Source organism: Kitasatospora sp. NPDC054795 (genome assembly GCF_053611565.1).
This window is the reverse complement of sequence record NZ_JBSHAP010000045.1, coordinates 1-19,366: the sequence shown is the minus strand read 5'-3', so window position 1 is coordinate 19,366 and position 19,366 is coordinate 1. Positions and strand designations below refer to the sequence as shown.

Sequence of the window (19,366 nt, the reverse complement as noted above, 5' to 3'; positions counted from 1 at the left end):
CGACGAGGCGCCCCGCCACGACGAAGCGCTCCCCGGCGCCTACCCCGGCAGGCGGTTGAGCCACTCCATCGGGGCGACCCGGATCGCCGTGTGCGGCGAGCCGTCCCACTCCGCCGGCAGCCCGACCGCCTCCAGCGCGGCGACCACCGCCCGCCCGACCTCCACCGTCCGGCGCTCCGACACCTCGGCCGTCTCCTCCCCGGCGCGGAACCCGCCGTAGCGCAGCATCAGCCCCCGCCCGGCGGCCGCCGCCCCGGTGTCCTGCTGGTGGAAGAAGACGAAGCCGACCGAGTCCGTCCCGGCCTCGCCGCCGATCTCCGCGTAGCCGCAGCCCGCGCAGCAGGTGAAGTCCATCGCCGCGACGATGCCCCGGTCCTCCAGCGCGTCGAAGGCGTCCGCCAGCCGGTCCACGTCGGTGGTCTCCGGCCAGGCCGCCTGCTCGGCCAGCCGCTCGGTCCACAGCGGGGCGAGGATCCGCTCCGCCTCCTCCTGCGTCAGCCCCCGGTCGTCGAGGTGCTCGACCAGGGACTCGGCCATCTCGTCCGGCTCCTGGAAGCCGCACCGGATCAACTCGCGGGCCCGCTCCCGGGCTTCGCGCAGCACGTCGGGGGTGGGAACCGTCTCCTCGGTCATGCCCGCATCCTCGCACCCGCCACCGACAGCGCCCGGGCCTGCGGTGCGACGCCCGGGCCTCCGCCGCCGCCGTCCCGGCACCGCCCTGCTACCGTCCGCCGGTGACTTCTCTGCTGCAACCACCGCTGATCACCCGGCTGCTGGCCGCCGAGCGCATCCTGATCGCCGGAGCCGGCGGCGGCTTCGACGTGTACGCGGGGCTGCCGATCGCCCTCGCCCTGCGGGCCGCGGGCAAGGAGGTGCACCTGGCCAACCTCTCCTTCACCCACCTCTACGGTCTGCCCCTCGACGTCTGGGCGGAGCCCGACGTGGCCCGGATCGGGCCGGACACCGCCGCCCCCGAGGGCTACTTCCCGGAGCGCACCCTGGCCCGCTGGCTGAACCGGCACGGGATGCCCGACACCGTGTGGGCCTTCCCGACGGTGGGCGTGCAGCCGCTGCGCGAGGCCTACCGCGCGCTGGTCGCCCGCCTGGGCGTGGACGCGATCCTGCTGGTCGACGGCGGCACCGACATCCTGATGCGCGGCGACGAGGCCGGACTCGGCACCCCCGAGGAGGACATGGCGAGCCTGGGCGCGGTGGCCGGCCTGTCCGAGGTGCCCGAGCGGCTGGTCGCCTGCCTCGGCTTCGGCATCGACGCCTACCACGGCGTCAACCACTCCCTGGTGCTGGAGAACCTCGCCGCGATCGACCGGGCCGGCGGCTACCTCGGCGCCTTCTCCATCCCGCGCGACAGCCGGGAGGGCGTGCTCTACCTGGACGCCGTCGAGCACGCCAGGGCCGCCTTCCCGGACCACCCCAGCATCGTCAACGGCTCGGTGGCGGCGGCGCTGCGCGGCGAGTTCGGCGACGTCCGCTTCACCGAGCGGACCAAGGGCGAGCAGCTCTTCGTCAATCCGCTGATGACGCTCTACTTCGGCGTCACGGTCGAGGCGCTGGCCGCCGAGAACCGGTACCTGGACCGGCTGGAGCACACCGTGGTGACCCGCCAGATCGCCACCGTGATCGCCGAGTTCCAGGACGAGCTGCCCCGACAGCGGCCGCCCCGGCAGTTCCCGCACTGACCGGGAGCGCGGGCGCGGAACGCCGGTCAGAACGCGGCGAGCCGGAACTCCAGGTTCCCGAACCGCACCTGGTCGCCCGGGCCGACCCGTACGCCGCCCGCTATCCGGCGCCCGTTCACATGGGTGCCGTTGGTCGAGCCGAGGTCGTACAGCACCCAGCCGCCCTGCTCGTGCCGCAGTTCGGCGTGGCGCCGGGACACCGACGCGTCGTGCAGCCGCAGTCCCGAACCGGGGATCCGGCCGATCGTCAACTGCCCGGCCCCGGCCTGCGGCAGGCTCAGTCCCGGCAGCCGCTCGGTGCGCCAGGCCCGGCCCAGCCGGTCGCCGAAGGCGGACGCCCGCCCGACCGTGCGCAGCACGAAGCGCTCGACCGGCCCGCCGGTGGGCAGCCCGGCCACCGCCGCGTCCAACTCGCCGCGGCTGGTGGCCTGCAGGACGATGTCCATCCGGCCGAGGAAGGTGTCGTGCGAGAGCCGCCCGCTGCCCGCGCCGTCCCGCAGCACCCCGAGCGCCTGGTCCCGCTCGGCGTCGGAGGGTCGGACCGCGCCGGTCGGACCGGCCGCGCCGGTGGGGAGCTCAGGAGTCGTCATGGCCAAATTGTCGGCGCGGCCGACTCAGGCTGTCCAGATCACGCCGTGCACGGGCGCGGGGTTCGTACGTCACGGCAGTCCAGACGCCCTTTCCGGCCGGGCGGTTCCGCACGTTCCGGGCCGCCCGGGCGGGGTGCTCCGGTCGTGCCGCCCGGCCCGTTCCGGGGCGCCGTACGGACCGTCAGGCCTTGCGGGCGGCGGTCAGGATCTTCTCCGTGGTGTGCAGGAACCGGGAGGTGACCGTGCCCCGGTAGGCCTTGCCGAACATGTCCTTGGTGACCCACTTGCCGTCCCGGAGGTGGATCACCACGTACGCGGCCCCCGGGTCGGCGCCGAGCACCTCGACGTCGCCCTTCGGCGAGCGGTACGGGAAGGCGAATTCGCCCGGCAGCGGCTCGGAGAGGAAGGCGACGACCAGCCGGACGTCCGGTGTCACCTCGACGTCCCGGAAGGGCTCGGCGGCGAGCAGGCCGGCCACCTCGTCCACCGTCCGCAGCAGCGCCGGCACCGGGTACCCGAGCGCCTGCTCCAGGTGCTCCTCGATCCGCGCGGTCAGTGCCGCGCGGTCCGGCTCGTCGGTGGTGAAGAAGACGTTGCCGCTCTGGATGTAGGAGCGGACGTTCCCCAGGCCGAGCTCGGCGAACAGCGCCCGCAGCCGCTCCATCCGCACCGTCCGGCCGCCGACGTTGACGGCCCGCAGGAAGGCGATGTACGTGGTCGTGGTGGTCACCCGGCCAGTGTGGCACCGGCCACCGACAACGGCCCGGCCCCCGCCCGTCCGGTCGTCCGCGCACGGCGGCCGTCGGTGCCGGGTGCCAGACTGGCGCCATGGCTACCTGGCAGGATTTCGAGCACGAGGCCCCCGATCTGGCGCCCCTGGTCCGCGCCCGGTTCGAGGCGAACAAGCACCACGTCATGGCGACGCTGCGCAAGGACGGATCGCCCCGGGTCAGCGGCACGGAGGTCGAGTTCGTCGGCGCCGACCTGTGGATCGGGTCGATGTACGGCGCGGTCAAGGCACGTGACCTCCAGCGCGACGCCCGCTTCGCACTGCACGCGCACCCGGGGGACGAGACCATGGCCGGCGGGGACTCCAAGGTCTCCGGCAGGGCCGTGGAGGTCACCGACGAGACCGAACTCGCCGCCTTCGCCGCCGATCTGCCCGAGGCGCCGCCCGGCCCGTTCCACGCGTTCAGGCTGGAGCTCGACCAGGTGGTGCACACCTCCGTGGAGGGCGACCACCTGCTCGTGCACAACTGGCACCCGGGTCGGCCGGTGGAGCGGATCCAGGTCCACTGACCGGCCGATCCGGCCGCAAGGCCCCTACGGCAGGACGGACTTGAGAGCCTCGGGGGTGCGGGCCACGACGGCGTGCCCGTCGTCCGCGGTGATGATCGGGCGCTGGATCAGGATCGGGTGCTCGGCCATCGCCGCGATCCAGCGGTCGCGCTCACCCGCCTCCCGGGGCCAGCCCTTCATCCCCAGGTCCTTCGCGACCTGCTCGTCGGTGCGGGTGATGTCCCACGGCTCCAGGCCGAGACGCTCCAGCACCTGTACCAGCTCGGCCGCGGTGGGCGGCTGCTCCAGGTAGCGCCGCACGGTGTACTCGACTCCGGCGCCGTCCAGCTCGCCGAGCGCGGTCCGGCACTTGCCGCACCGCGGGTTGATCCAGATCTCCATGCCGGTCACCCTACCGAGCCGTCCGCGCCCGCCCCGCCCCGCCGCGCGCATCGGCCCGCCCCACCCCGCCGCGCGATTCCGGTGGGTACGGGAACTCCACCGCGCCCGACGGCGGTTGACCGGACAGGAAGCGTGATCTCGGGAGGGGAGCACCGCATGGACGGCGCGGCGATCATCGAACAGCTGATGACCGCGGAGGTCAGGACCGATCCGTACCCGCTGTACGCCAGGGCCCGCGAGCTGGGCCCGGTGGCCCCGGCCGGGGACGGCATGTTCGTGGTGAGCGGCTACACGGCGGTCAACAAGGTGCTGCGCACGCCCGCCTTCGGGGTGGCGACCGCCGAGATGATGGCCGGACTGGCCCCCGAGTACGCCGTGCACTCCTCGCTGGCCCTGTTCGGCCGCTCGATCCTCCAGCGCAACGCCCCCGACCAGCCCCGGGTCCGCTCGCTGATCGCCTCGGTGTTCACCGCCCGCCGGGTCGCCGCGCTGCGCCCGGCCGTGGAGACGGCGGTCGACCGGCTGCTGGACGGCATGGCCGAGCAGGGCGCCGACGGCTCGCCGGTGGACTTCATGGACGCCTTCGCCTTCCGGCTGCCGGTCGGGGTGATCTGCGAGCTGCTCGGCGTCCCCGAGCAGGACCGCTACCGCTTCCGCGACCTCGCCTCCGACCTGACCGTCGCGCTGGAGATCATCCAGGACCTGGACGAGCTGGCCGCCGCCGACGAGGCCGCCGACGAGCTGGCCCGCTACTTCACCGAGCTGGCCGCCGAGCGACTGGCCCGGCCGCAGGACGACCTGGTCACCGACCTGGCCCGGATCGCCGCCGCGGACGACGAGCGGCTCTCCGCCGAGGAGCTGCTGGCCAACCTGGTACTGCTGTTGGTGGCGGGCTTCGAGACCACCACCAACCTGCTCGGCAACGGCCTGGCCCTGCTGTTCCGCCACCCCGGGGCGGCCGCCGGCCTGCGCAGCGGCGCGATCACCCCGGCCGGGTTCACCGACGAGGTGCTGCGCTTCGACTCCCCGGTGCAGGCCACCGGCCGGGTCGCGCTGGAGGAGGGCCTGAGCGTCGAAGGCCTGCCGATCCCGCCCGGCCACGCGGTGACCCTGCTGATCGGCTCGGCCAACCACGACCCGGCCCGGTACGAGCGCCCCGAGGTGTTCGACCCGACCCGCACCGACAGCCAGCCGCTCAGCTTCGGCGGCGGCACCCACTTCTGCCTGGGCTCCCAGCTGGCCCGGCTGGAGGCCGAGGTCGCGGTGCCCGCCCTGCTCGACCGCTTCCCCCGGCTCGCCCCGGGCGGCGTCCCGACCCGGCGCGACCGCCTGGTGCTGCGCGGCTACGAGACCCTGCCGGTGACCGTCCGGTGACCGGCCGGTAACGCGCGGTCCCCGGGACCGGGGGATTTGGCTCCTCCGGCCCCGGGGACCGGGACGTTCGGCCGTTCGTGGCTGGGCCGTTCGTGGGAGAGCATGGAGGGACAAAGCGGCCAATCCGGACCGATCACCCGGAACGGCCACCTGCCAGGAGGTCCCACCGTGCGCACAGCACCCCGCCCGCCGCGCCCCGCGGTGCTGGAGCCCAGGGTCCCGCGCTGGGTGCCCTGGCTGCCGGTGCTCCTGCTGGTGCTGGACCTGGTCGCCGAGGCCGTCGTCCCGGACGCCGTCGCCGCCGGCTTCCTGCTCACCGCACTGCCCGTGGTGGCCGCCTTCAGCTACGGCCCGGTGCTGACCGCCGTCACGACGGCCGGCTCTCTGGGACTCCAGCTCGGCCTGGCGCTGCGCGCGGACCACGTCAACGAGCAGCACCACGTCTGGGTCTACATCGCCACCCTGCTCTCCGGCGTCATGGGTACCGCGCTGTCCTGGCAGCGCACCCGGCAGAACCGCAACCTGCTCCAGGCCCGTACGGTCGCCGAGACCCTGCAGCGCACCGTGCTGCGTCCGGTGCCCGAGCGGGCCGGCGGGCTGCGGGTGGCCGGCCTCTACCGCCCGGCCCAGGCCGACGTGCTGGTCGGCGGCGACCTGTACGAGGTCTGCGACACCCGCTTCGGCGTGCGGGTGCTGCTCGGCGACGTCCGGGGCAAGGGCCTGGGCGCGGTCCGCACCGTCGCCGACGTCCTCGGCGCGTTCCGGGCGGCCGCGTACGACACCCCCGGGCTGGTCGAACTCGCCGACCAGCTGGACCGCGCGGTGCTGCGCGACGCCGCCGACCGCGGCGACGACGAGCTGTTCGTCACCGCCGTCCTGCTCCAGTACCGGCCCGGCTCGGACTGCGTCGAGATCGTCAACCGCGGTCACACCACCCCGCTGCTCCTCGGCGGGGGCGGCATCACCCCGGTGTCCTGCGCCGACGAGCTCCCGCTCGGCCTCGGCCACCTCGGCCCCGCCGACGAGCGCAGCAAGGCGGTCGCCGTGGCGCTGCCCCCGGGCCACACCGTCCTGCTCTACACCGACGGCGTCAGCGAGGCCCGCGACACCGCCGGCGCCTTCTACCCGCTGGCCCCCCGCCTCGCCGCCCTCGGCACCACCGCCCCCGACCGGGTGGTCTCCTTCCTGGCCCAGGACGTCCACCGGTACGCCGGCCTGCTCGCCGACGACCTCGCCGTCCTCGCCCTCACTCCGGACGTCCCGTAGGCCCGGACCACTCCCAGAGGTTCGCGAACAGCTCCGCCTGCTCCCGGGCGTCGTCCAGGGCATGGTGCGTGTGCGGCAGGTCCGGCAGCAGCTCCGGCGGCATCGACCGCTTGCCGATCCCGGCGAACGGCACCCCGGCCCGCGCCGCGTACAGCGTCTTCAGATCCAGGCAGCCGGAGTGCCCGAACGGGCTGGAGCCGGTGAACCGCACCAGGTACCAGTAGAGGAACTGCCAGTCGTACACCGCCGGGTAGCCCACCATCACCGGCCGGTACCGCTGTCCGCCCGGCCCGCGCCGCACCCCCTCCACCCAGCGGCCGAACTCCCGCATCGCCGCCGCCGGATCGGCCCCGTCCGCCTGCAGCGCCGCCCGGTCCAGCCCCGACACCGCCAGCGCCTCCGGGACGTACTCCGCGCTGATCGGCCGCAGCTCCCGGTAGAACGCCGCCGCCCCCGCCGGCGGCCGCCGGAACCCCTCCCCGTCGTGCCGTCCGGCCACCACGGCCCCGAAGCTCAGCATCGAGTACGGCCCCGGGATCGGCCCGTCCGACTCCACGTCCACCGACACGTACACCGTCGGGGTGACCTTCTCCCTGTGTCCCATGGCCCCATCCAACTCGGCCCGGCAACCGCTTTTCCCGCCCTCGTCATTCCCGCCACCCGCCACCCGTCGTTCTTCCCGCCACCCGCCACCCGCCACTCGCCGCCCCGGTCACCCGGACGGGCCCGCCGGGATGCCCCCGGGCGCGGGAGTGCGCAGGCTGCTGGCAACGACCGGGCCCGACCGGGCCCGGGGCAGACACGCCCTGGGGCGCGGCACGGGAGGACGAGATCGACAGGACACGGACGGCGGACCACGCCGGGGGAGCGGGCGCGCCGCTGCTCGCCCGCTGCGCCCTGCTGGCGGCCGCGGGAGCTGTCGGGGTACTGCTGTTCGCGCTGGGGGAGGGCGGGCTGCTGGTGCTCGTGGCCGGGCTGCTCGGACTGGTCGTCTGGGCCGCCGGCGTCTGGTGGTTCCTGGCCTACCGGGGCGTGGTCCGGGTGTTCGGGCTGCTGGTCGCGATCGCGGCGCCGGTCGCGGTGCTGGTGCTCTTCGCCCACCACCAGCTGTGGCTGACGGCCCTGCTCCTCGTCCTGGTCTGGGGCATCGCGCTGGCCCTCGCCCGTGCCGCGCTGCGCCGGGCCCGTCCGGAGCCGCCGATGCGGGGGCATGCCGCGCCCCGGCCGCTGCGACCGGTCCTGATCATGAACCCGAAGTCCGGTGGTGGGAAGGTCGGCCGCTTCGGGCTCGTCGAGCGGGCGGAGGGACTCGGCGCCCGGGTGGTCCTGCTCGACCCCGCCGCCCCCGCCGACGTCGCAGGGCTGGCCCGCACGGCCGTGGCCGAGGGCGCGGACCTGCTCGGCGTGGCGGGCGGCGACGGTACCCAGGCGCTGGTCGCGGCCGTCGCCGCCGAGCACGGCCTGCCGTTCCTGGTGGTCTCCGCCGGAACCCGCAACCACTTCGCCATGGACCTCGGCCTCGACCGCGACGACCCCTCCCGCTGCCTGGACGCGCTGACCGACGGCGAGGAACTGCGGGTCGACCTCGGCGAGGTCGCGGGTCGGGCCTTCGTCAACACCGTCTCCTTCGGGGTGTACGCCGACGTCGTGGAGCGCCCCGAGTACCGCGACGCCAAGGCCGGCACCGCGCTCAGCCTGCTGCCCGACCTGCTGGTCGGCGAGGGCGTACGGCGGGTCGACGTGAGGGCCGACGCCACCGTGCTCACCGCCCAGCAGGCGCTGCTGGTCAGCAACAACCCGTACGGCTCGACCGACGAGCTCGGCATCGGCGGCCGCCGACCCCGGCTCGACGGCGGCCTGCTCGGCGTCCTGGGCATCCGGGTGGAGGGCGCGGCGCAGGCCGCGGACCTGGCCGTGCGCGGCCCGCAGTCCACCGGGCTGAGCGCGCTGACCGCACGACGGGTGGAGGTGACGGCGGACGAGGAGGAGATCCCGGTGGCGGTGGACGGCGAGACGCTGCGGATGCCCGTCCCGGTGGTGTGCACGCTGCGCCCTCGGGCCCTGCGGGTCCTGGTGCCGCGCGACCGCCCCGGCGTCCCCGCTCCCGTGCCGTCCGTGAACTGGCGCCGGCTGGCCGCCCTCGCGTTCGGCCGCTCCGACCCCGGCACCGGCGACAGCTCCGGGTCCGGCACCGACCGCGGCTCCGACCACAGCTCAGACCCGACTGCGGAGGGGCCGACCCGTGACTGACCACCCGGACCACGACGCCGCCCCTCCCGCCCCGCCTCCCGCCCCGCCGTCCGTACTCACCGACCTTCGGGCGCTCGACGGAGCCGTCTACGCGGCCGTCGCCGCCACCTCCACCCCGACGCTCGACTCCGCGCTGCGCCGGCTCTCCAGGGCCGCCGACCACTCGAAGATCTCGTTGGCCGTCTCCGCCCTGCTCGCCCTGCGGCCCGGCCGCCCCCGGCAGGCGGCGGTGGCCGGCGTCGGTGCGGTGGCGCTGGCCTCGGTGGCGGCGAACCTGGTCGGCAAGCAGCTGGTCCACCGCCCCCGGCCCGACCGGGAGCTGGCGAGGGTGACCGTCGGCCGGCAGGTGGCGATGCCGGAGTCGGCCTCCTTCCCGTCCGGGCACACGGCCTCGGCGACGGCCTTCGCCACCGCCGTGGGCGTGCTGCTGCCACCGCTGGCGCTGCCGCTCGGCGCGCTGGCGACTGCGGTCGGCTACTCCCGGGTCCACACCGGCGTGCACTACCCGGGGGATGTCGCGGCGGGCGCGCTGCTCGGCTTCGCGGCCGCCGTGGCGTTCCTGGCCGTCGTCCGGACCGTGCCGCCGAGCCTCCCGGAGTGAGCGCCTCCGGGCCTGCACCGGGCAATTGAAGGTGTGTGCGCTATCTTCTGCCGTGAGCATTTTCCCCCGGCAACGATCAGGTTCCTCGGGCCGCCGCAAGTCCGCCAAGGGCGGCCGTCTCGCGGTCCTGGACGGATTGCGCATCCTGGCCGCGCTGATGGTGGTCTTCCACCACTACGTCGGCTACGGCGGTGGTACCAAGCCCGAGGACAGTGCCTGGGGCAAGCCGGTCGATCAGGTGTTCCACCGCGCTTCCTTTCTCGGCGCCTATCTGTGGACCGGCATCTGCCTGTTCTTCGTGATCAGCGGCTTCGTGATCTGCATGAGCAGCTGGGGCCGTCCGGTGGGCGACTTCGTCCGCTCCCGGGTCATCCGGCTCTACCCCGCGTACTGGTTCGCCGTCCTGCTCACCACCGCGGTCGTGACGATGTGGCCGCTCGTGCGCCAGCCGCTCCCCTCGGAGCAGGTCCTCGCCAACCTGACGATGTTCCAGGAAGGCCTGGGCATCAAGGACGTCGACGCCGTCTACTGGACGCTCTGGATCGAGCTGCGCTTCTACCTGCTGTTCGCCATCGTGGTGTGGCGGGGCGTGACCTACCGGCGGATCGTGGCCTTCTGCTCGATCTGGACGGTCGCCGGCATCGTCGCGGCGAGCACCAAGTGGCCGGTGCTCGACTTCTTCGCGATGTCGCAGGTCTCCTCGTTCTTCGTCGCCGGCCTCGCGCTCTACCTGGTCCACCGGTACGGTCCCAACCTCATGCTCTTCGGCATCGTCGGGATCAGCTGGATCCTCTCGGTGCTCTACACCATCCAGCACCAGAAGGACGTGAACCCCTACCTCGGTCGCGTAGACCTGCCGACCTGGCCCGCCGTCCTGCTGACCAGCCTCTCCTACCTCGTCATGATCGTGGTCGCCCTGGGCTGGGGATCCCGGATCCAGTGGCGCTGGCTCACCTTCGCCGGCGCCCTCACCTACCCCCTCTACCTCCTTCACGAGACCATGGGCTGGACCGCCCTGCGCGCCCTCCACGAGCGCGACGTCAAGCCCTGGACGGCGGTCGCCGTCGTCACCGCCGGCATGCTCGTCGCCTCCTGGCTGGCCCACCGGCTCATCGAGAGGCCCCTGACGCCCCGCCTCAAGACCGGCATGACCAGGAGCATCGCCGAGCTCCGCGCCGCCGAACCCCTCCCCCCGCAGCCCGCCCCACCGCCGGCCCCGGCCCGGACCCCCGGTGCCCTGGAAACCGTCACCACCCCCTGGGCCACCGCCTTCACCCCCAGGGACACCCACCCGCAGCAGCAGCACACCCCCGACTCCTACTGACCTCGCCCCACCCCCGCGGCCGGAAACAGCACGTACCGGGCGGCCGGCCCGACCTCCGTCGGACCACCCGCCCGGTACGCACTGTCGGCCCCGCGGCCCTCTACAGGTCGTAGTACTGCTCGAACAAGCCTCTGACCTGCTAAAACGCTGGTCTCTTGGAACGGCTGGGAAATACCCCCCACTGGGTGGCGAATCCCGAGGGAACCATGGCGGAAGCGAGAGGGCTGGTTCACCGGTGGTTCATGAGGCCGCTCTCGTAGGCGGCGATGACGAGCTGGGCTCGGTCCCGGGCACCGAGCTTGGCGAGGAGTCTGCTGACGTGGAACTTGACGGTGGAGTGCGACAGGTGCAGTTCGTCGGCGATCTCCGTGTTGGACATGCCATTCGCGATCAGGACGAGGACCTCGCGCTCCCGGTCGGTGATCTCGTCGAGGCGGCGGTTCGCTCCGACCGCCACCTGGGGGCGCCTGGTGAACTCGGCCACCAGCTTCCGGGTCACGCGGGGAGAGAGCAGAGCCTCGCCGTCGGCGATGACGCCGATGGCCGAGAGAAGGTCTTCCGGTGGGGTGTCCTTCAGCAGGAAGCCGCTGGCGCCCGCGTGGAGCGCGGTGAACACATAACGGTCGAGGTCGAAGGTGGTGAGGATCAGGATCCGCACCGGTGGCGGGTCTTCGCCGCCGAGCAGTCGCCGGGTGGCCTCGATCCCGTCCATCCCGGGCATCTGGATGTCCATCAGGGCGACATCGGGCCGCTCCCGTCGGATGACCTCGACCGCCTCGGCTCCGTCGCCGGCCTCGCCGACCACCGTGAGGCCCGGCGTGGTGTCGACGAGCACTCGGAAGCCGGCACGGACGAGGGCCTGGTCGTCGCAGATCACCACCCGCACGTCGCCGCGTACGTCCCCGTTCACGCCGCTTCCCCGGTGGGGAACCGGGCCCAGACGCGGAAGCCGCCGAGCGGGAGGTGGCCGGCGGCGAAGTCGCCGCCGCAGAGCGCGACCCGTTCTCGCATCCCGATCAGGCCGTGGCCGACATGGCCGACATGGCCGACGTGGCCGACGTGGCCGCCGGGGCTGTCGGGCGCGACGGCGGGGCCGGGGTGGCCCGGCAGAGCGGGGGAGCCGCGGCCCTCGTCGGTCACCTCGATCTCGATGCCATCCGGGTGGTAGCTGACCTGGGCTCGGGCGCGGGTGGTCGCAGCGTGCTTGACGGAGTTGGTCAGCGACTCCTGGACGATCCGGTAGCCGGCCAGGTCGATCGACGGCGGGAGCTGCCGGGTGGCGCCCCTGATCCGCAGCTCGACCTGGAGTCCGGTCCGGCCGGTCTGCTCGATCAGGAAGGGGAGGTCGCTCAGGCCGGGCCTCGCCAGGTCCGAGCCGGCCGCCGCGTCGTCGGCGGGTGACTCCTCCCGCAGCACGTCGAGCAGGGCCCGCATCTCGCGCAGCGCCGTGCGGCTGACCGTCTCGATCGCGGTCAGCGCCTTGGCGGCCTCGTCGGGGTGTCCGGTGATGACGTGGCGGCCGACGCCGGCCTGCACGGCTATCACGCTCATGCTGTGGGCCATCACGTCGTGCAACTCGCGGGCGATGCGCAGGCGTTCCTCGATGACCGTCCGCTGCGCCTCCTCGATGCGGGCCTGCGCCTGGCGTTCGGCCTGGGCCCGCAGCCCGGCTTCGTAGGCGCGCTGGGACCTGATCATCATGCCGGCCGCCCAGAAGGCCACGATCGGCGCGCTCTGTCCCGACCACATCGCGGCCCACTCATTGTCGAAGAGCACCGGGCTGCTGCCCATCGCGATGCCGACGCCGACGACGGCCTCGGTGAGCACCAGGCCGGCCACCGCCCGGAACCGCGGCTGCGAGAACGCGAACTGGTAGAGGCACAACGCGACCGCCAGCGACGGGAACTTGGCGAACCCATGGGCCGCCATCGTGGCGTACGCCGCCAGCGACACCCCGAGGGCGAGCCGGGGCCACAGCCGTCTGGCCGCCACCGCGCAGGCCAGCGTGGTCAACAGCGCGTACCAGCCCGGGAGCGAGACTCCGGCGGTGGCGAGCTGGGCGTCGGTGGGACGCCCCCACAGCAGGAGCGCCGCGCCGACCACGACATCCAGCCCGACGAGTTGGTCGCGGGTCAGCCGTTTGGTGAGCGGGGGCCGAAGGTGCACGTCCTGACGCTAGTCGCGGGTGCGTGGGCGCGTCATCCGTCTTCGGTCGCATCTTCGGACCTGTACCTCGGACCAGGGGCACACACGGTGTCCGGGCCCGAGGCCCGGACACCGATCCCGTGCCGCGGCCTGATCCGGCGGACCGGCCGCGACCGCCATCGTGGAAGGCCGTCCGACACCTGACGATCTTCGAAGGATGGAGCATCCGCATGACTCTCGACCGAACACCCGCTCCGGATCAACCACCGGGTTCCGGCCGGACGCCGGTTCCCGTGTCCGAACCCGCCGCCCGCGGCGAGAAGATCACCAAGGTCCACGGCGCTGGCGACGCGAAGGTCACAGCTCTGGACGCCGTCGACATCGAGATCGAGGGCGGCGCGTTCACCGCGATCATGGGCCCGTCCGGCTCGGGCAAGTCGACCCTGATGCACTGTCTGGCGGGCCTGGACTCGGTGGACGGCGGCCGGATCTGGATCGACGACATCGAGCTCACCGCGCTGCGCGAGCGTGAGCTCACCGAGCTGCGCCGCGACCGGATCGGCTTCATCTTCCAGGCGTTCAACCTCATCCCGGCCCTGACCGCCCTGGAGAACATCACCCTGCCCATGGCGATCGCGGGCCGCACGCCCGACCGGGCCTGGCTCAACGAGATCCTGGTCACCTTCGGCCTGGCGGACCGGCTGCGCCACCGGCCCTCGGAACTGTCCGGTGGGCAGCAGCAGCGGGTCGCCTGTGCCCGCGCCCTCGCGGGCCGGCCGGAGATCGTGTTCGCCGACGAGCCCACGGGAAACCTGGACTCCCAGGCCGGGACCGAGGTACTGCGGCTGCTGCGCCGGAGCGTGGACGAGCTCGAACAGACCGTCGTCATGGTGACCCACGACCCGACCGCCGCGTCCTTCGCCGACCGCGTGGTCTTCCTCGCCGACGGCCGGGTGGCCGGCGAGCTGCGGTCCCCGACCGCCGAGGCCGTCTCGCACCGGATGCGCCGGGGCGGGGGGCAGCGCTGATGCTGAAGGTGGCGCTGCGCGGCATCTTCGCGCACAAGGGACGACTCGCGATGTCCTGCCTGGCCGTGGTGCTCTCGGTGGCCTTCGTCACCGGCACGATGATCTTCACCGGCACGATCAACGGCGCCCTGGACGACGCCGCGGCGGCGAGCGCCCCGGACGTCACCGTCACCGCCCCGCTGCCGGCGGGCACGGGGCCGGCCGAGGTCGGCGACGCGGTGCAACGGGCCGCGGTCGGCGAGGGCGGCACGCTGCCGGACGCCGACACCCTGGTCGGGAAGGTGCGCGCCGTGCCGGGCGTGGCGGCGGCGTACGCCGACGTCACGGTCGACACCGCGACGCTGACCGACTCGCAGGGCAAGGCGATCGACGCGGCCGGCGGGATGTCCGGCTTCGGCGCCAAGAGCAGCATCCCCGTACTGGCAGGCAACTGGTACGACTCCGACCGGTCGCCGGTGCGGCTCGCCAGCGGCCGGGCCCCGCAGGGCCCTGACGAGGCCGTGCTCGACCGCATCTCGGCCGACCGCGCCCACGTGCGGATCGGGGACACGATCCGGGTGGTCGCCGTCCCCGGCACGTTCGCGGCCCGGGTCACCGGCATCGCCGACTTCAAGGCCGCCGGCCAGGGCAACACCCGCGTCTACGTCGACACCGCCACCGCCCAGCAGCGGTTGCTCGGCAAGCCCGGCGCGGCCACCTCGATCCGAGTGGACGCCGGCGGCGTCACGCCCGCCGATCTCCGTCGCAGCCTCGCGGCCGCCCTGGGAGGCGCGGTCCAGGTCCAGGCCAAGGATCCGACCGCCGTGAGCCCGGACAACGGGGCCGGTCAGACCACTGACTTCCTCGGCATGGTGATGATGGGCTTCGCGGTGGTGGCCGTCCTGGTCGGCGTGCTCCTCATCTTCAACACGTTCTCGATGCTGGTCGGGGCCCGGACCCGCGAGCTCGGCCTGCTGCGCGCGATCGGCGCGAGCCGCCGACAGGTGAACCGGTCCGTCCTGCTCGAAGCCCTGGTCCTCGGCCTCCTGGGCTCCACCCTCGGCATCGGCGCCGGGATCGGGCTGGCCGTCGGGCTGCACGCGGCGATGACCTCCTTCGGCCTCGACCTGGGCTCGACCTCGCTGGTCGTCGGGCCCGGCGCCGTGCTGGCCGGATACGCCGTCGGCACCGTGGCCACGCTGGCCGCCGGGGTGATCCCGGCGCGGCGTGCGGGACGCATCCCGCCCATGGCCGCGCTCCGCGAGGCGGCCGCGCCGAACACCCGGCCCGGCCGCGGCCGCACGCTGACCGGCGCGGCGCTGCTGCTGGCCGGGGCCGGTCTGCTGATCGCGGGCCACGCCGCGACGGCGCCGGGCATGATCCTGACCCTGATCGCCTTCTTCCCGCTCGGGCCCGCACTGGTCCGCGGCGCCGTCCCGGTCCTGACGGCCGCCTTCCCGCGGCTTTTCGGGCCGATCGGCGCGATCGCCGCCGGGAACGCGCTGCGCAACCCGCGCCGCACTGCCGCCACCTCTGCCGCGCTGATGATCGGCATCTGCGTGGCAACGGCGATGGCCGTCTCGGCGGCCTCCGCCTCGGACTCCATGGCGGCTCGCACCGACCGGATGCTCGGCGCGGACTTCATCATCAGCGGACAGCACTCGCAGGCGCAGTTCGGGCCCGAGGCCGCCGAGACGGCGCGGCGCGTACCGGGAATCCGCGAGGTCGTCAGGGAACGGATCACCAGGGCCACGCTCACCGCGGGAGCGACGACGCTGTCCACCACCGTCTACGGCGACGAGCCAGGTTTCCCCACCGCGATGCACGAGACCTACACGGCGGGCGACCCGCAGGCCGCGCTCGCCCACGGCCAGATCGTCCTCGTGGACGCCATGGCCGAGCGACTCGGCGTCGGCATCGGCGGCCAGGTCACCCTCGCCGGACCGGGCAGCCCGCCGGTGACCCTGACGATCGGCGCCGTCCAACGCCAAGAACCGTCCGGCATGTCGATGGGCCGGGTACGACTCGCGCCCAGTGTCGGATTCGACGTCCTGTCCGCCCTGGCTCCCACCGCCTCCGACACGACCCTGTTCGCCTTCGTGGCCCGCGGCGCGGACCCGACAGCGGTCGGGAAGGCGCTCACCGCGGCGCTGGCCGGGTATCCGCAGCTGGCCGTGCAGGACCGGGCGGCCTACAAGGCATCCGTCCGAAGCAGCGCCGACCAGATGCTCTCGATGGCGTACGGGCTCCTGGCTCTCGCGGTCGTCATCGCGGTGCTGGGCGTGGCCAACACGATGGCCATGTCGGTCGGGGAACGGACGCGCGAGATCGGCATGCTGCGCGCGGTCGGCGCCTCACGCCGCGAAGTCCGCCGCATGGTCCGCTTGGAGTCGGTCGTGACCACTGCTCTGGGGGCTCTGTCAGGTCTGTCGCTCGGCATCGTCTGGGGGATCGCCCTCCATCGCATGGCGGGTGAGGCTCAAACCGTCCTGTCAGTGCCCTGGATCACCCTTGCGGAACTGGCGGCGGCTGCCGTGATCGCCGGTGTCCTCGCGGCGCTGACCCCGGCTGTGCGGGCAGCTCGCCTCGACATCCTGTCCGCGCTGGCCGCGGACTAGAAACGCGCTGCACTCCTGCTCGGCGAAGACCACGCGGAACCGATGTCGACGAGTGCGGCGTGGCTCATCGTCGGTTCGGTCACCGTGGCTGTGGGAGGGCGTCGGCCAGTCGGGCGCGGGCCCGCCATTTCCGCAGCAGTGCCTGCTCCTTGGCCGAACCGCGATCCACGCCCGCGGCCTGCGCCTCTCCACCCTGCGAAACGAACAGCCGGGCACATTCGGTACCCGGCATCGCCACCGTCGCGCCCCCACTGCACCACCCACCCCATCCCGTCACAGGGTCTGCGACTACCGGGGACGGATGACACCTGCCGACGATGACCGTCACCGTGACGGCGCAGGCCCCGTTCGTCCCGGTCACGGACCGCCTCGGCAGGGGCGGCCACCAGCGACGTCCGCCCGCGCGGGTCGGGTGTGCGCCCCCGACCCGCAGTCTGTGGCTCTTCCACCGGTCACCCTCTCGTCCGTGCTGCCGCTCGTGGTCGCGACCAGGCTCCTGCGGACCTCACCTCACGTCCTGCGGGGCGCAGACTACCTCCCTCTCGAACACCGAAAAATCTGTGCTGGCTGGAGTAGACATTGCCCCGGTGTGCGGCTAGCGTTTCTCTCGTAGACGCAGTCAAGAGATACCCGCCAGACACGAACTGGCGGGCAGAATCAAAGAAGTTTGCAGGTCGGCACGGCTGTGGGGTCCTGAAGCCAGGGTTGGTGCAGTAGGCGACAGGATTGGCGGCCGGGCCGGGTGGCCCGTCAGGGCCGCGGCAGTACAGAAAGTTGGCAGTTCAGCGGTACCGAGAAGGTCCGTAGTATCCGCAGTTGGCAGTACCAGTCCATGAAGAGAATGAACGGAGGGACAGAGCGCCATCAGGATCGCCCGGCCCGTGAAGACGTCACCCGGGCGGACACCGCAGACCCCCTTTTGAGTACGAGGACGGTGGTTTCCGGTCACGCATACGCGATCCCCGCAGCCCCCCACCGATGGCGAGTTGCGGAACAAGGAACCCGGCCCCGGCCGGTAGATGGTGTTGTATCCCCTTCGGGGCCCCGGAGCCGCTATGGCGCCGGGGCCCCTCGGCGCGTTCCCCAGGAACCAAGAGAGGTGCAGTGACTACGACGACCGACAGGCCCCACACCCCCGACACCGTCAGCTCCTTCGACGACGACGACTACCCCGCCTACACCATGGGGCGCGCCGCCGAGATGACCGGCACCACCCCCGGCTTCCTGCGCGCCCTGGGCGAGCAGGGCCTCATCACCCCGCTGCGCTCCGACGGCGGTCATCGCCGCTTCTCCCGCTACCAGCTGCGGATCGCGATGCGCGCCCGCGACCTCGTCGACCAGGGCACCGCCATCGACGCGGCCTGCCGCATCGTCATCCTCGAAGACCAACTCGAAGAAGCCCTGCGCATCAACGAACAACTGCGTCGCTCCCAGGCCGGCCCGGAATCCGCAGCCGACAGCTGACCCCACGACCCTCCCGCCTCATGGGACAGGCCTGCGGTGAGCGCCAGGCGCTCACCGCGGGCGGCCTGCCGAGCGCAGGAGAGTCGGGGCCGTGAGGAGTCCCGAGCGGCCGTCCGTGCCGAGTTCGACCCGCCCGTCCTCACCGGCCGGGATCAGGCGACAACGTGCTGGACGCGGCGGGTGACCTCGACCAGGACACCGCGCCGTCGCTGATCGCCGTCCTGGACAGCGCGCTGGACACGACCCGGGACCAGTCCGGGAAGGACGCCGCGAGTGGGGCCGTGGCTGCTGACGTGGATGGGAGCGCCGCGCTCTCGCGGGTTGGCGCCTGACCGTGCTCCTCGCCCGGCCCGTCGACGGTAGGCGCGTCCTGTGGAGTGGGGGGATATCGGCTTGTGGGGTGCCTGCGGCCGGGGCCTAGAAGTTGAGCAGGCCGATGGCGTAGCCGTCGTGGTCGACCACCGGCCACGCGTCCAGGCGGCGGGCGCGCATGGCGGCGGCGGCCGTGGTGGCGGGCATGTCGGCGGTAGCGAAGGGGGCGCGGTCGAGGACGATGTCGCGCACGGCGGTGCGCTCGGTGTACCAGGAGCGGGCCTGGAACGGCGCGAGGTGCAGGCGGGTCAGTAGCCCGGCGCAGCGGCCGTCGTCGTCGCGGACCAGGACGTGGTCCGCGCCGGAGCTCCGCAGGATGTCCATCGCCGTGTCGACCATGACGTCGTCACTGATCTGCAGCTCCGGGCGTTTCATGAGGTCGCCGACCGTGGCGGTGGGCGCGGGGCGTTCGAGGGTGATGGTCATGGGTGGACTCCTTCGCATCTCTGCCGCCGGTCGTGGCGACGGTCGGGGCACTGGCGATGGCGCGGGCGACGGTGCCTGTGGGAGGGCGTGGCACCGTGCGGGCCCGGAGCGTGACGCGGCCCGGACCCGCGCGGTGTCCTACGCGGCGAGGGCGACGCGCCTGGGTGCCGCGTTGCGGGAGCCGGCGGTGCTCTGCGCGTTGCGGCCGGCGCGGGTGGGTCGGCCGCGGCGCCCGCGGCTCGCGGAGGCGCTGCGGCGGGGGCGTTCGACGACGGGGTCGGCGATCACGGTGGGGATGCCGGTGGGGACACGGGCGCCGGTGATGCGGGCGAGCTCCTCGTCGCCGGCGCCGACCCTGGTGGTGACGGGGGTGATGGCGGCCGTGGCCATCATGCGGGCCATCTCGCGGCGCTGGTTGGGCAGGACCAGGGTGACGACGGTTCCGGACTCGCCGGCGCGGGCGGTGCGACCGCCGCGGTGCAGGTAGTCCTTGTGGTCGGCCGGCGGGTCCAGGTTGACGACCAGGTCGAGCCCGTCGACGTGGATGCCGCG

The 19,366-nt window shown here is 73.4% G+C and carries 20 protein-coding genes; 11 read left to right on the top strand and 9 right to left on the bottom strand.

The features are described 5' to 3' along the window. Nucleotides 1-39: 39 nt before the first annotated feature. Complete coding sequence (locus tag ACWGJO_RS18150; protein WP_452184904.1) at nt 40-633, bottom strand: DUF6891 domain-containing protein; 594 nt, start codon at nt 631-633, stop codon at nt 40-42. 101 nt (nt 634-734) lie between these two features. Here ACWGJO_RS18150 and ACWGJO_RS18145 point away from each other — a divergent pair, with 101 nt between their 5' ends. Further along, a complete protein-coding gene (locus ACWGJO_RS18145) occupies nt 735-1,697 on the top strand; it encodes a DUF1152 domain-containing protein (protein WP_452184902.1) in 963 nt (320 codons plus the stop codon). A gap of 26 nt (nt 1,698-1,723) precedes the next feature. Here ACWGJO_RS18145 and ACWGJO_RS18140 read toward each other — a convergent pair whose 3' ends face one another. After that, entirely contained in the window at nt 1,724-2,287 is a 564-nt protein-coding gene (locus ACWGJO_RS18140; RefSeq protein WP_380540302.1) for an FHA domain-containing protein, read from the bottom strand. A 181-nt stretch (nt 2,288-2,468) separates the two neighbouring features. Continuing rightward, nucleotides 2,469-3,017: a DUF1697 domain-containing protein gene (locus ACWGJO_RS18135; RefSeq protein WP_452184900.1), complete on the bottom strand. Its 549-nt coding sequence runs from the start codon at nt 3,015-3,017 to the stop codon at nt 2,469-2,471. A gap of 98 nt (nt 3,018-3,115) precedes the next feature. Between ACWGJO_RS18135 and ACWGJO_RS18130 the strand changes: the two genes are divergently transcribed. Beyond that, complete coding sequence (locus tag ACWGJO_RS18130; RefSeq protein ID WP_359896970.1) at nt 3,116-3,586, top strand: pyridoxamine 5'-phosphate oxidase family protein; 471 nt, start codon at nt 3,116-3,118, stop codon at nt 3,584-3,586. A 24-nt stretch (nt 3,587-3,610) separates the two neighbouring features. Here ACWGJO_RS18130 and ACWGJO_RS18125 read toward each other — a convergent pair whose 3' ends face one another. Beyond that, nucleotides 3,611-3,967, bottom strand: a complete 357-nt coding sequence (locus tag ACWGJO_RS18125; protein ID WP_380352397.1) for an arsenate reductase family protein — start codon at nt 3,965-3,967, stop codon at nt 3,611-3,613. A 156-nt stretch (nt 3,968-4,123) separates the two neighbouring features. Here ACWGJO_RS18125 and ACWGJO_RS18120 point away from each other — a divergent pair, with 156 nt between their 5' ends. After that, nucleotides 4,124-5,341, top strand: coding sequence for a cytochrome P450 (locus tag ACWGJO_RS18120; RefSeq protein ID WP_452184898.1), 1,218 nt, complete (start codon nt 4,124-4,126; stop codon nt 5,339-5,341). Nucleotides 5,342-5,509: 168 nt separating this feature from the next. Beyond that, a complete protein-coding gene (locus tag ACWGJO_RS18115) occupies nt 5,510-6,607 on the top strand; it encodes a PP2C family protein-serine/threonine phosphatase (protein WP_452184896.1) in 1,098 nt (365 codons plus the stop codon). Here ACWGJO_RS18115 and ACWGJO_RS18110 read toward each other — a convergent pair. Next, nucleotides 6,588-7,211 (bottom strand): 3'-5' exonuclease, encoded by a 624-nt coding sequence (locus ACWGJO_RS18110; protein ID WP_380540287.1) that lies wholly within the window; start codon nt 7,209-7,211, stop codon nt 6,588-6,590. The two genes, ACWGJO_RS18115 and ACWGJO_RS18110, sit on opposite strands and share 20 nt — an antisense overlap. 296 nt (nt 7,212-7,507) lie before the next feature. Here ACWGJO_RS18110 and ACWGJO_RS18105 point away from each other — a divergent pair, with 296 nt between their 5' ends. Genes ACWGJO_RS18105 through ACWGJO_RS18095 form a run of 3 tightly spaced genes read left to right on the top strand, consistent with a single transcriptional unit; the run spans nt 7,508 to nt 10,782 of the window. Continuing rightward, nucleotides 7,508-8,857 carry a diacylglycerol/lipid kinase family protein gene (locus ACWGJO_RS18105; RefSeq protein ID WP_452184958.1) on the top strand — a complete coding sequence of 450 codons (1,350 nt, stop codon included), beginning with the start codon at nt 7,508-7,510 and terminating at the stop codon, nt 8,855-8,857. Then, nucleotides 8,850-9,458 carry a phosphatase PAP2 family protein gene (locus ACWGJO_RS18100; protein ID WP_452184895.1) on the top strand — a complete coding sequence of 203 codons (609 nt, stop codon included), beginning with the start codon at nt 8,850-8,852 and terminating at the stop codon, nt 9,456-9,458. The genes ACWGJO_RS18105 and ACWGJO_RS18100 overlap by 8 nt, the downstream gene beginning before the upstream one ends. A 52-nt stretch (nt 9,459-9,510) precedes the next feature. Next, the gene (locus tag ACWGJO_RS18095) at nt 9,511-10,782 is read left to right on the top strand and encodes an acyltransferase family protein (protein ID WP_452184894.1); all 1,272 of its coding nucleotides are present in this window, start codon (nt 9,511-9,513) and stop codon (nt 10,780-10,782) included. 229 nt (nt 10,783-11,011) lie between these two features. Here ACWGJO_RS18095 and ACWGJO_RS18090 read toward each other — a convergent pair whose 3' ends face one another. Together ACWGJO_RS18090 and ACWGJO_RS18085 are read right to left on the bottom strand one after the other, a co-directional pair. Continuing rightward, entirely contained in the window at nt 11,012-11,692 is a 681-nt protein-coding gene (locus ACWGJO_RS18090; protein WP_452184892.1) for a response regulator, read from the bottom strand. Beyond that, complete coding sequence (locus tag ACWGJO_RS18085) at nt 11,689-12,948, bottom strand: sensor histidine kinase (protein WP_452184890.1); 1,260 nt, start codon at nt 12,946-12,948, stop codon at nt 11,689-11,691. The genes ACWGJO_RS18090 and ACWGJO_RS18085 overlap by 4 nt, the downstream gene beginning before the upstream one ends. Nucleotides 12,949-13,157: 209 nt before the next feature. Here ACWGJO_RS18085 and ACWGJO_RS18080 point away from each other — a divergent pair, with 209 nt between their 5' ends. The 4 genes from ACWGJO_RS18080 to ACWGJO_RS18065 all read left to right on the top strand — a co-directional run bounded on the left by ACWGJO_RS18080 (nt 13,158) and on the right by ACWGJO_RS18065 (nt 18,348). After that, entirely contained in the window at nt 13,158-13,955 is a 798-nt protein-coding gene (locus ACWGJO_RS18080) for an ABC transporter ATP-binding protein (RefSeq protein WP_452184888.1), read from the top strand. After that, on the top strand, nt 13,955-16,552 hold the full coding sequence (locus ACWGJO_RS18075) for an ABC transporter permease (protein ID WP_452184886.1): 2,598 nt from the start codon (nt 13,955-13,957) through the stop codon (nt 16,550-16,552). Before ACWGJO_RS18080 ends, ACWGJO_RS18075 begins: the two co-directional genes overlap by 1 nt. Before the next feature lie 1,182 nt (nt 16,553-17,734). Further along, a complete protein-coding gene (locus tag ACWGJO_RS18070; RefSeq protein ID WP_452184956.1) occupies nt 17,735-18,016 on the top strand; it encodes a helix-turn-helix domain-containing protein in 282 nt (93 codons plus the stop codon). A gap of 164 nt (nt 18,017-18,180) precedes the next feature. Further along, nucleotides 18,181-18,348 (top strand): hypothetical protein, encoded by a 168-nt coding sequence (locus ACWGJO_RS18065; RefSeq protein WP_452184884.1) that lies wholly within the window; start codon nt 18,181-18,183, stop codon nt 18,346-18,348. Between the two features lie 85 nt (nt 18,349-18,433). On the opposite strand, the gene ACWGJO_RS18060 is transcribed toward ACWGJO_RS18065, so the two are convergent. Together ACWGJO_RS18060 and ACWGJO_RS18055 are read right to left on the bottom strand one after the other, a co-directional pair. Beyond that, nucleotides 18,434-18,814 (bottom strand): CBS domain-containing protein, encoded by a 381-nt coding sequence (locus ACWGJO_RS18060; RefSeq protein ID WP_452184882.1) that lies wholly within the window; start codon nt 18,812-18,814, stop codon nt 18,434-18,436. A 138-nt stretch (nt 18,815-18,952) separates the two neighbouring features. Next, nucleotides 18,953-19,366: helicase-related protein (locus ACWGJO_RS18055; RefSeq protein ID WP_452184880.1), on the bottom strand; the 414-nt coding region annotated here is incomplete at its 5' end.